This window comes from Cellvibrio sp. UBA7671 (assembly GCA_002483145.1).
GTDB classification, from domain to species: Bacteria; Pseudomonadota; Gammaproteobacteria; order Pseudomonadales; family Cellvibrionaceae; genus Cellvibrio; species Cellvibrio fibrivorans.
In genome coordinates this window covers 171,678-187,341 of record DLHJ01000002.1, presented here as the reverse complement: position 1 = coordinate 187,341, position 15,664 = coordinate 171,678, and the positions used below count along the sequence as shown (strand labels likewise).

Here is a 15,664-nt window from a genome sequence, read left to right as displayed (position 1 = left end):
TCCAATAAAAAACGCGGCGATAACCATATCGCCGCGTTTTTTATAATACACTTCTTCACCAACAGACTTATGAAAAGTCTTATCGCGAAAACACCACCGTTTTGGTGCCATTTAACAACACCCGATGCTCAGCATGCCAGCGCACCGCGCGGTTCAACACCACCGCCTCAATATCGCGCCCAATTTCCGCCATTTCATCCGGCGAATTCACATGGGATACACGTTCAACAGATTGCTCGATAATCGGGCCTTCATCCAAATCGGCCGTAACAAAATGCGCGGTCGCACCGATCAGTTTTACACCGCGCTCAAAAGCTTGGTGATAAGGTTTTGCACCTTTAAAACCCGGTAAAAACGAGTGATGGATATTGATCGCACGGCCATTTAATTTACGGCACAAATCGTCGGAGAGAATTTGCATATAGCGTGCGAGCACCAAAAATTCCGCCTGCAAATCCTGCATCAATTGCCACAACTGCCCTTCTTGTTCAGCTTTGGTATCTGGAGTAATCGGTAAATAATGAAACGGCAATTCATACCATTCAGTTAAATCGCGCATTACATTGTGGTTAGAAACAACACCCACAATATCAATCGGCAGCGAGCCATTTTTCCAACTATTAAGTAGCGCATTCAAACAATGTCCCCACTGGGAAACTGCAATCAACACACGCGGCTTGGTGTGGCTATCGAAAATATTCCAATCCATTTGATACTGTTCACCGAGCGGCTTAAACAGCGAGCGAATCTGCCCAAGGTTGTAACCCACCGGGCACTCAAATACGGTGCGCATAAAAAAGCGGTTACTTTGCACATCTTCAAATTGAGAAGACTCTTTAATATTAAAACCCAAGGTAGCAAATAAGGTAGCAACAGCGGCCACTAAGCCTTTGGAATCCTGACAACTAAAGGTTAAAACGATTTCCTTAACAGCAGACATGTGATTTTCTCTTTGTATAATTCAATAATTAACAATAAGGTGCAATCTGACGATTGACGGCAATAGCCTGACAGAATCATAGCTAACCAGCGCATAAGAAACTAAAGGCCTCATGCTACTTGTACTGATTTGTGTAAGCAACCAGCAAAACCGCTATTATTACCACGGAAAGACGGTTAAATTTCAACCTAACAATTGATACTCCAACCGTATGGGAGCTCAAAACACCATTGAGTATCATAAGTGGTGGACTGGGTACACTCACCGGATAAACCTTAACCGCTCAAATTGATTATCAGTAACGGCAAAACACATTAAGGACAAGGAAGATCGACTAGAAGAGCTACATGGGACATTTTAGAGGGTAAGATATTCTGAAATTTCACGCTAAACAATTTATGACAACTGTATTGATTATCGATATTGCACCGAAACAAGAACCACGACACCTATATCCATTTTTTAGTAAATTATTACAATCCACCTATTTAGACATGGAATCTTATGATACCCAAAAATTTTTTTTGGCAAGAATTAGGTAAAAAAGACCTTCTCATACTAAAGGGAATTGCCATTACTTTAATAGTATTCCACAACTTTATGCACCTTCTCCCCTCACCACGAGAAAATGAATTTTATTTTGATCCAGGTAGAATATTCCTACTATTCGATCTAATACTAAGCGAGCCCGAGAACTCTGCTGTTTTTTTATTTTCATATTTTGGTCACTTTGGAGTCCAAGTTTTCGTTTTTGTAAGTGCATATGGGCTTACAAAGAAAATGCTATCGGAAAATATTAAATATTGGTATTTCATTTTCAGTAGGCTGAAAAAAATATATCCCGCATTTCTGCTCGCCATTTTATTCTGGGCAACTTACACAAGCATTTACAGATTCCATTCTTTTGATCCTCTCAAAATAATTATTGAACATCAAACCAATCTATTGCTTAGATTGTCTCTTTTATCCAATTTTGTACCAGGCAAGGCTTTAATACCTGTTGGTCCTTGGTGGTTTTTATCATTTATATTTCAGCTTTACATTATTTTCCCGTTACTTTTAAAATGCACATGCCGTTATGGTACACAATTCCTCATCGCTATCACCTTGCTTGCACTAACTGTAGTTATATCTTTCAACGCCAACATTAAGGGGGTGCCCTTATTTTTTACCGTTATTGCCCACATTCCAGTTATATGCCTAGGTATATATTTGGCCAAAAATGATAGCTCAGCAATTAAAATTCCATATCTCATCATACCTGTTGCTTTTGTGGCATTTTCATTGGGGAACGTATACTTACTATTTTGGTACACTAGTCATCTTTTTTTTCTGATATTACTTTTAGCAGCTATCATTCCTCTCCTTCCAAAAATACAAACCTCTTTTACCACAAATAAAATATTAATTTTTATGGGAACTTATTCAATGCCTCTATTCCTTGTCAATGCATTTTTAAGAAAACCTTGGCTAGATTATGCAATAGCAAAAGATCAATGGTTTTATTCACTCATTATGTGCTTAATATTTTTTACTATTGCCGTATGCTCCGCAGTAATACTTCAAAAAATAACCACCCTAATTTTTTACAGGCACACTCGAAAAATAGCGAAAGAAGAAATGTGACACCAAAACCGTACCCCCGTCTAACATAGACCTACTCTCAAACTTCTTTATTCACTAGTTCCCTAAACGCCGCCGCCAACCGCGAATAAATCGGACCGGGGCACTCCGGTATTTCGCGGCCATCTGCATATCCTACTGGAATTAACTCCGCTCCGGTCCCCGTGAGAAAGCATTCATCGGCGGTGAATAAATCGTAAGGAGCGAGTGGAATTTCACGCGCTTTTATGCCGAGTTTTTCAGCGAGTTCCAATACCACTTGGCGGGTGATGCCGTCGAGTGCGCCTTCAATAACGGGCGGTGTTAGTAATTCGCCGCGTTGCACGATAAAAATGTTATCCGCACTACCCTCTGCAATCCTGCCTGCGCTATTGAGCAAGATTGCTTCATCGGCGCCCGCGTGGGTGGCTTCCATGCGCGCGAGAATATGGTTGAGATAATTCAAACTTTTGATGCGTGGGTCTAGGCCATCAGCACCTAAACGGCGCGTGGCGGCGATAATGACTTTTGCACCTTCGCTGCGCACTCTTTCGCTCACCAATTGCAAACGATCGGCAACGATAAACACTACCGGCGAATGGCAACGCGCGGGATCAATTCCTAACGGGCCGGGGCCGCGCGTGACGACTAAACGTAAATAACCATTTGCTTCCGGTGCGGCAGAAATGGTTTCAATGACAGCGTGAGTTAATTGTTCGATGCTGTAGGGAATGCTGAGTGCAATCGCACGCGCCGAGAGAAATAATCGCTCAAGGTGCGCTTGCAAACGAAATGCTCGCCCGTTGTAAAAACGTATTCCTTCGAATACGCCATCGCCATATAAAAGTCCGTGATCGAAAACAGAAACGGTCGCTTGTTCGAGCGGGACTATTTGGCCGTTGCGCCAGCATACCGGAGTGGCTGCAGTAAGTTTCTGCTCGGCAATCGCTAAATCAACCATGCTTAAATTAACCATAAAAGTCTCCAGTCAGCATAGTGCGGGCTTTGCCGCTTATTAGGACGCGATCATTTTGCCAATCCAGCGTTAATAAACCGCCACGCGGTGATGCTTGTTGCGCGCGCAAATGAGTTTTGTCGAGGCGATTGCCCCAGTAGCAGGCGAGTAAACAATGCGCGGAACCCGTGACGGGATCTTCATTGATGCCGACCTTGGGTGCAAAAAAACGCGAGACCATGTCTAGGCCGGAACCTGCATTGCCCGGTGCGGTGAGGATTAATCCGCGTGTGGTGAAGGAGGCGATTTGTTCTGCATTAGGCACAAAGTTGCGTACTGCAGCGGCCGAATCCAACACTGCGATTAAATCGTCTCGACCTTGCCCAAACCAATGAGGTTGGCCGCCGAGTAATTGCAAAAGCGCAGGAGGAACGGTGGCGACTGACTGGGGGAAATCAGCGGGAAAATCCAGTTGGATTTCATCGCCTACTCGTTTGGCGGAAAGCAGACCACTGAGGGTGTGAAATTCCAATATCGCGGCATTTTCACCCCCGTGCTGCCAAAGCGCATGAGCGACAGCGAGAGTGGCGTGACCGCATAGGTTTACTTCCACCTGCGGGGTGAACCAGCGCAAGTTCCAGCTGCCGTCGTCACGCTTGTGGACAAAAGCTGTTTCGGCCTGATTCATTTCCAAGGCAACATTTTGCATCCAACTGGCAGGCTGCTCTGTATCCAGAATGCATACACCTGCGGGGTTGCCGCTAAATGGCCCCTCTTTTAACGGCGTGGCAATAAAAGCATCGACCAAAAATAGTGGGTGACTCATGACTCCTCCTGTTATGTCCTTGCAGTGTGGTAGTGATTGTTTTTCGAAAAAGCAGTGTATTTGTTGTGCAACAACCATTACAGTTTCAAATTTATATAATTGATACGGTACAGATAGGATTAACTGTATCTGTACCTATCGATTTTTATCGAAACTGTATCTATAGAGCGCGAGCATGGAGCTTGGATGGACATTCTTTACCGCAAACTTGCCGATGAACTGGCCAGCCTGATTAACGCCGGCGGATTCCAATCGGGAGACCGCTTGCCCGGTGTGCGCAATCAGGCGCTATTGCGTGGTTTGAGCATCGCCACAGTGATTGCAGCCTATCGCCAACTCGAGGATTGGGGTTTGCTGGAAGTGCGCAACCGCTCGGGGTTTTACGTTAAAACTAAACCTGCCGCAGCAGCGGCTCCACCGCGCATAGTGGTAACCACCATGCGCCCTGCTCCGGTTACCGGGCAGGATATGGTGCTGCAATTAATTAAAGCGGCCAATGACCCCGCTGTTGTGCAACTGGGGGCGGCGGTTCCCGCAGCGGAGTTTTTGCCGACCCGCGCGATAGAACAGGCGCTTACCAAGGCCGCGCGCCAGTATCGGGTGCGCACTGCTAACTATGAGTTCTCCCCCGGCGCGCCGGAACTACGGCGGCACTTATCGCGCCGCCTGGCTGATGCCGGTTGCGCAGTGCACCCGGATAATCTGGTAATCACCAATGGCTGCCAAGAGGCGCTTACACTGGCGTTGCGCGCGGTGACATCGCCGGGCGATGTGGTTGCCATCGAATCGCCGACCTTTTATGGATTGTTACAAGTCATCGAATCGCTGGGCTTGGAGGCGTTAGAAATTCCTACCAATCCGCACTCAGGTATGTCGTTGGAAGCGCTTGAATTGGCGCTCAGCCGCTGGCCGGTAGAGGCGTGTGTCGTCACGCCCAACTTTAGTAACCCGCTCGGCTGCCTGATGCCAGATGCGCACAAACAAAAACTAGTGGCGATGCTCAAGGCGCGGGAAATTCCGCTGATTGAAGATGATATTTACGGCGATTTGAGTTTCAGCCATGCGCGCCCTTCGCTGCTCAAGGGTTTGGATGAGAATGTCATTCTGTGCAGCTCGATTTCCAAAACCCTGTCACCTGGTTTGCGCGTAGGCTGGATCGCGCCGGGGCGCTATCAGGATAAAGTCGAGTACATGAAATACGTGCTGAATCTGGCGACAACCACTATCCCGCAACTGGCAGTGACCGAGTTATTGGAAAACGGGCAATACGAGCGTCACTTGCGACGCGTACGCGGGGATTATGCACAGGCAGTAGCGCGCATGACCGATGCGATCGTCCATTATTTTCCAGAGGGCACTAAAATCTCGCGCCCGGAAGGTGGTTTTGTGATTTGGCTGGAGCTGCCGGGCGATGTGGATAGCTTTGCACTGGCCCGCAAGGCATTGGGCCAAGGAATTAGTATTGCACCCGGGCCGATTTTTTCGGCGAGCCAAAAATACCGGCAATTTATCCGGCTCTCGTGCGCTTGTGTATGGGGAAATAGGATTGAACGGGCATTGGTGAGTTTGGCGGGGCTACTGTGACGGTAGATAGGATTCAAGTTCAGACACCGCATTTACTTAGGCAAGATCACGTTAAATCGCCCGCCTGCATGCATTTGCCGCTTGGCTGTAACCTAACAACGATAGATTAACGAAATTGACCACTTTTTCTTTGGGCATTTTTGGATAACTTCCTGTATATTACGCCGCTATTTTACAACCCAGCTTTTCTAACCTTGCTTAACCTATAAAAGAGAGTCCTATGGCTGACTTATCCCTTTACAGAAACATCGGTATCTTCGCTCACGTTGACGCCGGTAAAACCACTACCACCGAGCGTATCCTCAAGCTCACCGGTAAAATCCACAAAATCGGTGAAGTTCACGAAGGTGAATCCACCACTGACTTCATGGTTCAGGAAGCTGAGCGTGGTATCACCATTCAATCGGCAGCGGTTACCTGTTTCTGGAAAGGTTATCGCTTCAACGTTATCGATACCCCCGGACACGTTGACTTCACCGTAGAAGTTTACCGTTCATTGAAAGTATTGGACGGCGGTATCGGCGTATTCTGTGGTTCTGGCGGCGTAGAGCCACAATCAGAAACCAACTGGCGCTATGCGAACGACTCTAAAGTTGCCCGTCTGATTTTCGTAAACAAGCTTGACCGTATCGGTGCGGACTTCCTGCGCGTTACCGACCAGGTGAAGAAAGTTCTGGGCGCTCATCCATTGCTGATGACCCTGCCAATCGGCCGCGAAGACACTTTCGTCGGTGTGGTTGATCTGTTGAACCGTCAAGCCTATGTATGGGATGACTCTGGCTTGCCAGAAAACTACAAAGTTGTCGAAATCCCAGCTGACATGGTGGACGATGTTGAGTTGTACCGCGGTCAATTGGTTGAAACTGCTGTAGAACAAGACGACGATCTGATGATGGCGTACATGGAAGGCGAAGAGCCTTCGATTGAAGACATCAAACGCTGCATCCGTAAAGGTACTCGCGATCTGGTGTTCTTCCCAACTTTCTGTGGTTCTGCATTTAAAAACAAAGGTATGCAATTATTGCTTGATGCCGTTGTTGATTATCTGCCAAGCCCAACTGAAGTTAATCCACAGCCACTGACTGACGCTGAAGGTAATGAAACTGGCCAATACGCTATCGTTTCTGCTGATGAGCCATTCCGTGCGTTAGCGTTCAAAATCATGGACGACCGCTTCGGTGCCCTCACCTTCTGCCGCATCTACTCAGGTGTGTTAAACAAGGGTGATACCCTGCTTAACTCCTTTACCGGTAAAACCGAGCGTATCGGTCGTATGGTGGAGATGAATGCTAACGATCGTACCGATTTGACCACCGCTCAGGCGGGCGACATCATTGCATTGGTAGGTCTCAAGAACGTTCAAACTGGTCACACCCTTTGTGATCCAAAACATGAATGTACTCTTGAACCTATGGTATTCCCGGAGCCAGTAATCTCTATTGCGGTAACTCCGAAAGACAAGAGCATGATCGAGAAGATGGCTACTGCCATCGGCAAACTGGTATCTGAAGATCCAACCTTCCGCGTTGAGACTGATCAGGATTCAGGTGAAACCATCCTTAAAGGTATGGGTGAATTGCACTTGGATATTAAAGTGGACATCATGAAGCGCACCTACGGTGTAGAGCTGAACGTTGGTCAACCACAAGTAGCCTACCGCGAAACCATTACTCGCGGCATCGAAGACAGTTACACCCACAAGAAGCAATCAGGTGGTTCTGGCCAGTACGGTAAGATCGACTACCGCATCAACCCGGGCGAGCCAAACACCGGCTTCGTATTCAAAACCTCATGCGTTGGCGGTAGCGTTCCAAAAGAATTCTACCCAGCAATTGAGAAAGGTTTTGCCTCTATGATGGGCACTGGTCCATTGGCCGGCTTCCCGGTATTGGACGTTGAAATTGACCTGTTCGACGGTGCATTCCACGCCGTTGACTCCTCGGCAATTGCGTTTGAAATCGCGGCAAAAGGCGCTTTCCGTCAATCTATGCCAAAAGCAGGCCCACAACTGCTTGAACCAATCATGAAAGTTGATGTGTACAGCCCTGAAGATCACGTAGGTGATGTGATCGGTGACTTGAACCGTCGTCGCGGCATGATTTCTGGCCAAGAAGCTAACGTAACTGGCGTGCGCATCAAAGCTAACGTACCCCTTTCAGAAATGTTTGGTTACATCAGCACCCTGCGTACCATGACCTCAGGTCGCGGTCAGTTCTCCATGGAATTCTCTCACTACGCTCCATGCCCTGCGAACGTAGCTGAAGCAGTAATCGCCAAAGAGAAAGAAAAGAAAGCTGCAGCTGCCAAGTAAGTTTTAGGCAACCGCAAAAAGAAAGCCCCGCCAGTGCAAATTGGCGGGGCTTTTTTATTATAACCTCTACTTTTTAGCCGCAGTACAGAGTTTGAGATAATCAATACTAAAAGCGGAAACTACTACTTAAAGCATACAAATCGATATCCTGGTCATCAAAGAATATCCGGCGACCACTTAACCCAAGGCTCAGGGTATCACTGAGCGCAAGATCGATTTTCAAACCCGCAAAAGGATCTACACCATCCCCCTCTTCCAAAACGAAAGCAGCATTAGCCAATTCCACTTCCCCTCTCCAGATAAAAGCACCCGCTTCTGCTGAAAGTGTGACTGCAGGGCCAGTCTTGAAACTCAAACCCTGCACCAAAGTCACACCGGTTGCCGTAACTGGATACTCTTTTGCAAAGTCGCCAGCAAAGGCATCCAGGTCTGCATCTCCATCCAATGTCAAGTTGACTTCCACATCACCCAGATCGAGATACCCCACTTCACTATAGGTCAGCTCGCTCCAGTGGTAGCCAGCGGCAATCTGAAAACCGGTGCGGCTGTCATCATAACTATCAAGAGTGAACTCGTGTCCCGCATCTTGCAGCGCGCCGGTAAAATCCGCCTCACTTTGGCTGCTATTGACTGTGAAAACATCCAATCGAAAATAGGTATTTTCAAGAGCCTGGGTGTTAATAGAAAACGCAGCGAGCGCGATGGCCGCCAAGCGCGCGGGTGTAGCGCGCTTGGCGATTACCAAACAACCCAATAGCAACAGCCAGAGCACAGGTACTGCACCGCCACCTTTGGAGTTCACTTGAACGGGTGGCTTGGACGGTGGTGGCTCAACTGCTTTGGCCTCACTAACTGCACCCGGGTCTACCACAGCAGAGTTGACCAAACCATCATCATCATTCGGACCACCATCCTCAATTGTCAATTGCACACAAACGTGGCCTGCAGTTAAACCAGGCGTCCACTCGGCGCTACCCGGTGGTGGACAATAACCTGGGTTGCCAGCCGCTGAATGCACCGCGTTATCAGCATCCGATACAAACGTAACCCAAGCTCCGCGCTGGTATTTGCGGTAAACCGCATTGGCTGGAATTGCCGAACGTTGGGGTATTACCACACGCACTGATTGGCCTGGTGTCGGCAAATCCCGTATTGCAAAGTCAAACACACCACCCACTGGCTCAAAGGCCGGGTCAATCACCAAATCATCCAGAGTACCGACCTCCTGATCCAGTATTTGCACACCACCGGAATTACCGCTGCGTGCAAACAGGCCCAGACCACAACGTACACCCGGATCACACTCAATCAGATAGGCATTAGTAGTATTACTTTGCTGCGGCAGAATATTGCTGGACGGCATGTTATCCAGATAATCCGGTATACCGTTGTCATCGCTGTCGCCGGTACCTTCCAGGCTATCACCAATACCATCCAGATCGGTGTCGGTGTTGGTATCCAACACCGGCAGTGCAGTGACTACACGGAAGTAAACCGACGCATTCACAGTGACACCAGCGGAATCGCTGACTGCAACTTGCACCTGGTTACTGCCGTTCAAACCAGATGGATCAAATACACGGGTTGCATTGGTTGGATTGCCATCGGTATCAGCCAAGCCGCTGGTGGCTGACCAGTTAAAGCTATGGGTATCACCAGGATTGGCATCAGTCACCGTCGCCGTCACCGTCACAGGCCCGCCAGTGGTAGTAATCAGGCTGGTACCCACTCCACCCTGGGAGATAGCCATGCTGACTACTGGCGGCACATTTCCCTGACGCAGATCGATGACATGGCGATTGGCAGCACCGGCATTGACGCCATCGCCAAGCACTACCACCAATTGGCTGTCGCTAAAACCGGTAACCGCCGCCAGCGCAACGGGAATTGCTAGCTCTATCTGGCCGGATTGGGTGAAGGTTGCAGTGCCGCTCACCAGATTGTGCTCTTGCGCTGTCGCTGTAGTCGATGCATCTATCACATAGGGAACAGTTAATGGATAAACCGGTGATACGCCATTCAGCAACACCTTGAATTCCACATTACTGCCGCGCACCGCAACCTGGGATTTGCTCAGGGACACCAATGGTTTGATGTTGACCACCTGAATCGCCTCTCCCGTTACGCCCACTGCATTAGTAGCCTTCCATTTGATTTCATGGCGGCCGGGGGACAACTGCAATACGTTGCTAACACCCAACCCTTCCAAGCTTGCAGTGCAGCAACTGTTGCCACTGACTCCATCGCTGGCCATGGTTTTCAGCGCCTGCTCTATCTGTGCCTGAGTGGCTCCACTGGCAAGACCCAGCAATTGACGCAAGCTAACCGGCGTAAATAACGCTGTTGCATTCAATTCCAGATCAGCGGGTGGAGTAACAATCGGCTGCAGCGGGTCAATAGTCGCAATGACTTCAATTTCAAATGCGGGCAACGCCACTGTTACAGTGCCATCGTTAACACTAATCACTATACCGCCAGAAATACCGGCATCGGCATTCGCAGGCGTACCAGTCAAGGCACCCGTTGCTGTGTTGAAACTGGCCCAGGTAGGTTTGTTGGCGATGCTGAAAGTCAGTACATCAGCTGCATCTACATCAGCCGCCGTCGGAGTGAAGCCATAGGCCACATCCTGGTCTACCGTAAGCGCGGGAGCGCCACTGATGACAGGCAGGTCATTAACGGATTCTATAGTGACACTGACGGTAATACTGGCTGCATCTTCACCATCACTTACCTGCACGACAAAGCTGTCGCTGCCGTGATAATCCGCTGCTGGCTGATAACTCACGTTACCGGTAGCAGAAACACTGGCAGTACCCTGCTGGGCTGGACCACTCATGGTCCAACTCAAGGGGTCACTATCACCATCGGTTGCATCCAACATCAATGCAAAGGCGGTCGGCACGCCGTCTTCACTCATGGTGACACTAACCTCAGAACCCTGGCTAATAACGGGTGGCTGGTTCGGCGGCGGCAATACGGTGAATGAATGACTAACTGTCGGCGCAGGATTAAAAGCAGTGTTACCTGCTTCATCTGCATTGAGTGTACAGGTGCCTTCCATAAGTAGAGTCACAACACCTTCTGGTGTCACCGTACAAATCGATAATGTTGATGATGTAAAAACTGGTACAAGTCCAGATGAGGCAGTAGCAGTAACGGTTAGTGCGACACCCAGGGGATGGTCGCCCGGATCAGTAAAACTAATCGTTTGCCCACCAATAGGAGTGACTGTATTGGAGACCGCCGATTGGGCACCTGCACCTGCAGTGTTGCTGGCACTAACACGGAAGCTGTAGGCAGTTCCGTTCGTCAAACCAGTTACGTTAATTGGGGAACCAGTGCCTGTCGCGGTGATCCCGCCCGGGCTTGCTGTCACTGTATAACTGGTAATGGCCGCTCCGCCATTGTTAGCCGGTGCATTAAAACTGACGCTGGCACTGGTGTCACCCGGCACCGCTATAGCAGCGGTAGGAGCGCCCGGCACGGCAGGGTTGACGCTAAATGAGCGGCTAACCGATGGCGCCGCCAACCAACTTGCATTGCCGGCCTGATCAGCTGTCAGAGTACAGGTACCTATAGCTACCAGAGTGACCACTCCTCCGCTAGTAACGGTACAAACCGCGTTAGTTGTCGAGCTGAACACTGGTGTAAGGCCGGACGATGCCGAGGCAGTCACAGTCAAAGGCGTACCCAGTATCTGATTACCGGGTGAAGAGAAGTTAATGGTCTGCGTGCCTCGCGGCGTCACTGCGTTGGATGCACCGGAAGCACTACCGCTACCGATAACGTTAGTTGCAGTGACACTAAAGGTATAACTGGTGCCATTGGTCAGACCGCTAACGGTAAGAGGAGAACTCGCACCTGATGCTGTAGCACCACCGGGGCTGGCGGTGACGGTATAACCAGTGATAACTGAGCCACCGTTTGACGCAGGTGCAGTAAACGCGACCGTAGCCTGGGCATTACCGGCCGTGGCAGCGCCGATTGTAGGAGCACCCGGAACCACTGCGTTCACAGTAAAGCTATTAGTAACTTGGGGGGCAGGTAAATAGCTGGCATCACCTGCCTGATCAGCGTTGATAGTACAAGTACCAGCAGTTACAAAGGTTAAAGCACCGCCCGTCGTGATAGTACAAACAGCAGGCGTCGATGAGGTGAAGGTTGGCGTTAAACCAGTCGCATCCGTAGATGCAGTAAGTGTTGGCGAGGTACCAAAATTTTGCGCACCCGGATTCGCAAAAGTGATGGTCTGGATTGCCGCAGGTGTTATCGAGTTGGACGCAGCTGATGCCGGGCTGGTGCCGGCTGAATTATCCGCCGTCACAGTAAAGGTGTAGGCTTGTCCATTAGTCAAACCTGTTATCACAATGGGTGAAGAAGCTCCATTTACTGGAGCAACGTCCGGCGGACTCACTGTCACCGTGTAGCCAGTAATACTGGTGCCGCCCGTGTTCACCGGCGCAGTGAAAGCAACACTCGCTTGGGTATCACCGGCTATTGCAGTTCCTATGGTTGGAGCATCGGGAACTACGGGGCTAACTGTGAAAGACTGGCTCACCTGTGGTGCAGCCAGGAAAGACGAATCGCCCGCCTGGTTCGCATTGATCGTACAGGTTCCTGCAGTTATAAAGGTCAACACACCGCCACTGGTGATAGTACAAACACTGGTGGTAGATGAGGTGAAAGTGACAACATAACCACCACCTGCCGACGAACTTGCGGTCAGCGTTGGTGAAGTACCAAAGCTCCGTGTTCCTGGATTAGCAAAGGTAATGGTTTGCGGAGATGCCGGGATAATCGAGTTGGAGGCAGCCGATGCTGCGCCCGTTCCCGCCGAGTTGGTAGCGGTCACAGTAAAGGTATAAGCCACTCCGTTTGACAGCCCGGTCACCGTGATTGGCGAACTTGAACCAGTACCGGTTGCGCCGCCGGGACTTGCAGTGACGGTGTATCCACCAGCAAGGATCGACGCGCCGCCAGTGCTGGCCGGTGCGGTAAAGGTCACTGTCGCCTGGGTATCACCGGCGGTTGCAGTGCCTATCGTTGGGGCACCGGGAACTACCGGATTCACAGTAAAGGTTTGGGATACCGTCGGGGCTGGGTTGGTAGCTGAGTCACCCGCTTGGTCAGCATCGATAGTACAGCTACCGGCTGTCACGAAGGTCAGTACGCCACCGCTGGTGATGGTACAAACACCGGTAGTGGATGAGCTGAAAGTGACCGTCAACACGGACGTTGTTGATGCACTCAAAGTCGGCGTAGTACCAAAGTTCTGCGCACCGGGGTTGGCGAAGGCAATAGTTTGGTTAGCTTTAGGCGTCGCCGAGTTGGATGCACCCGATGCGGTACTGGTACCAATTGCATTGGTCGCTGTAACGGTAAATGTATAAGCAGTTCCATTACTCAGGCCAGTTACTGTAGCAGTACACGCTGCTGGTCCGGCACAGGTACCAAACGCACCGCCGGGGCTAGCTGTTGCAGTATAAGTGGTAATTGCTGAGCCACCGTTGTTGCCCGGAGCTGTGAAGGTGACAGATACCTGGCCGTCGCCTGCAGTGGCTGTACCGATGGTGGGTGCATCGGGAGCTGACAACGCATTGCTGGTCGTGATGCCATTGCCTGTTAAATCAGCTACAACAACTGCGGAATCGGCACCCGCAGCCCAATCTTCAGCGGCAGCAAGATTGTAGGTTGTACCACCGATTGAGCTAGTACCATTTTTATTCAGAATCAGATTAACCGCATCTTTATCGGTTGAGCTGAGTGTCAGGGTAAAGCTGGTACCGGAAGTTACTTCTACATCGCTGGTATCGGTCAGTGCGTAAGTACTTCCACCTTGGCCGGTAAACGTGAACTTATTGGCAACGATGTCGTTGGTGGCACCATTTGATTTCAACAATCCGGTGCTCGTTACCACCAGCGCACCAGTCGATGCATTGTAGGTGGCACTGGTGATGGTCGGTGCAGCCACATTACTGACGGTAACGCCATTGCCCGTTGTATCAACAATAGCGACTCCCGCATCAGCACCCGCATTCCAATCCTCAGCGGCAGCCAGATTGTAAGTAGAAATATCTGTAGAGAGAGTGCCATTTTTATTCAGGATCAGATTAGCGCCCGCTTTATCGGTAGCGCTTAGCGTCAAGGTAAAACTGGTGCCGCTTGAAATCTCCACATTGGCAGTATCTGTGAGAGTGTAAGTGCTGCCACCTTCGCCCGTCAGCGTGAATTTATTAGCAATAATTTCGTTAGTGGCGCCAGTGAGTTTTTTCAGGTTGGTACCAGTAGCGACCAATACGCCTGTACTGGCATCGTAGGTAGCTGATGTAACAGTGGGTGCAGCAACAGTCGCCGTTATGCCGTTACCTGTTAGATCAGCAGTGGCCGCCGAGTCTGCAATAAAACCTGCCGCACCAGCGAGGTTATACGTAGTACCACCAGTGGAGCTGGTGCCATTTTTATTGACGATTAAGTTCACTGCCGCGCGATCAGTCGCGCTGAGTGTCAGAGTGAAACTGGTAACAGAAGAAATCTCTACATCGGCCGTATCAGTAAGGGTGTAAGTGCTGCCACCTTCGCCGGTCAGGGTAAAATCGCTAGCGTCAACATCATTGGTTGCACCGCCGGTTGCCGTGAAGTTGGTGCCAGTCACGACTAACGCACCCGTGGAGGTGTTGTAAGTAGCGGAGGTGATGGTGGGAGCTGGAATCACTGGTGGACTGAAATCAATATCATCAATATCAATATCTAAATCTGATCCAGATATACGAACCTCATCAATGTATTCCCAACTGGCATTAGCGGACACATTAAATATACCAAAAAAGATGCCACCCAAATTATACGTAGTGCTAATCACTTCCGAGTTATCACGGTAACCTTTTATGGTGAGATTAGTAGTACCACCAAGGCCAGTAGAGACCACAAAAGTGTTGAGTTTAAACTCATCACCATCACTCGTTTTAAAACCCACAACCGTTGAAGAATTTGGACCCGAACTCCGGTAACCCAAGGCAAATTCTGCCCCAGTGGCAATATCGCCATCATTAACTATCTGAATTTGGGCAACGTCATTGTTGCTGTAGATAATCCCATCGATAGTGACAGAGTTGCTTCCTTTGTTACCAACTGATTGGGCATTAAAATTTTGATCTGCTGGGGTAACGGCATAAGCGGTTGGCATCACCATTGCCAATGCAGCGCCAAAAAGCAGTGAGCGCCATTTCAAGAGATGTGTTTTGGCGTAGGCCGCTTTTATTTGTTTGACGCTGTTTGAGGTGATCCACCACATGATATTTCCCCGGTAATCGTTAGAGGTGTTTACATTTTCTGTAAATATTCGGCACAAGATTCAAAATTTTTCTATTCAAATGGGACGCATCCGTTGCGAGCCCATGTATTTCGAATCAATAGTTACTACACAACTTGTATTCAGTATTCAAA

The 15,664-nt window shown here is 49.5% G+C and carries 7 protein-coding genes; 3 read left to right on the top strand and 4 right to left on the bottom strand.

Annotation, left to right across the window (positions count from 1 at the left end):
- Window positions 1-79: 79 nt before the first annotated feature.
- Window positions 80-940 carry a formyltetrahydrofolate deformylase gene (purU, locus tag B4E62_RS01275; protein ID WP_310071918.1) on the bottom strand — a complete coding sequence of 287 codons (861 nt, stop codon included), beginning with the start codon at window positions 938-940 and terminating at the stop codon, window positions 80-82.
- A gap of 504 nt (window positions 941-1,444) precedes the next feature.
- Between purU and B4E62_RS01270 the strand changes: the two genes are divergently transcribed.
- On the top strand, window positions 1,445-2,566 hold the full coding sequence (locus tag B4E62_RS01270; protein ID WP_331350755.1) for an acyltransferase family protein: 1,122 nt from the start codon (window positions 1,445-1,447) through the stop codon (window positions 2,564-2,566).
- Between the two features lie 37 nt (window positions 2,567-2,603).
- On the opposite strand, the gene ilvE is transcribed toward B4E62_RS01270, so the two are convergent.
- Window positions 2,604-3,518 carry a branched-chain-amino-acid transaminase gene (ilvE, locus tag B4E62_RS01265; RefSeq protein WP_331350754.1) on the bottom strand — a complete coding sequence of 305 codons (915 nt, stop codon included), beginning with the start codon at window positions 3,516-3,518 and terminating at the stop codon, window positions 2,604-2,606.
- The gene (locus B4E62_RS01260; RefSeq protein ID WP_331350753.1) at window positions 3,511-4,323 is read right to left on the bottom strand and encodes a PhzF family phenazine biosynthesis protein; all 813 of its coding nucleotides are present in this window, start codon (window positions 4,321-4,323) and stop codon (window positions 3,511-3,513) included. The genes ilvE and B4E62_RS01260 overlap by 8 nt, the downstream gene beginning before the upstream one ends.
- Before the next feature lie 186 nt (window positions 4,324-4,509).
- On the opposite strand from B4E62_RS01260, the gene B4E62_RS01255 reads away from it, so the two are divergent.
- Together B4E62_RS01255 and fusA are read left to right on the top strand one after the other, a co-directional pair.
- On the top strand, window positions 4,510-5,907 hold the full coding sequence (locus B4E62_RS01255; RefSeq protein ID WP_331350752.1) for a PLP-dependent aminotransferase family protein: 1,398 nt from the start codon (window positions 4,510-4,512) through the stop codon (window positions 5,905-5,907).
- A 220-nt stretch (window positions 5,908-6,127) separates the two neighbouring features.
- Entirely contained in the window at window positions 6,128-8,218 is a 2,091-nt protein-coding gene (fusA, locus tag B4E62_RS01250) for an elongation factor G (RefSeq protein ID WP_310071909.1), read from the top strand.
- A gap of 106 nt (window positions 8,219-8,324) precedes the next feature.
- Here the strand turns inward: fusA and B4E62_RS01245 are convergent, their stop codons facing one another.
- Complete coding sequence (locus B4E62_RS01245; RefSeq protein WP_331350751.1) at window positions 8,325-15,512, bottom strand: fibronectin type III domain-containing protein; 7,188 nt, start codon at window positions 15,510-15,512, stop codon at window positions 8,325-8,327.
- Window positions 15,513-15,664: the final 152 nt, after the last annotated feature.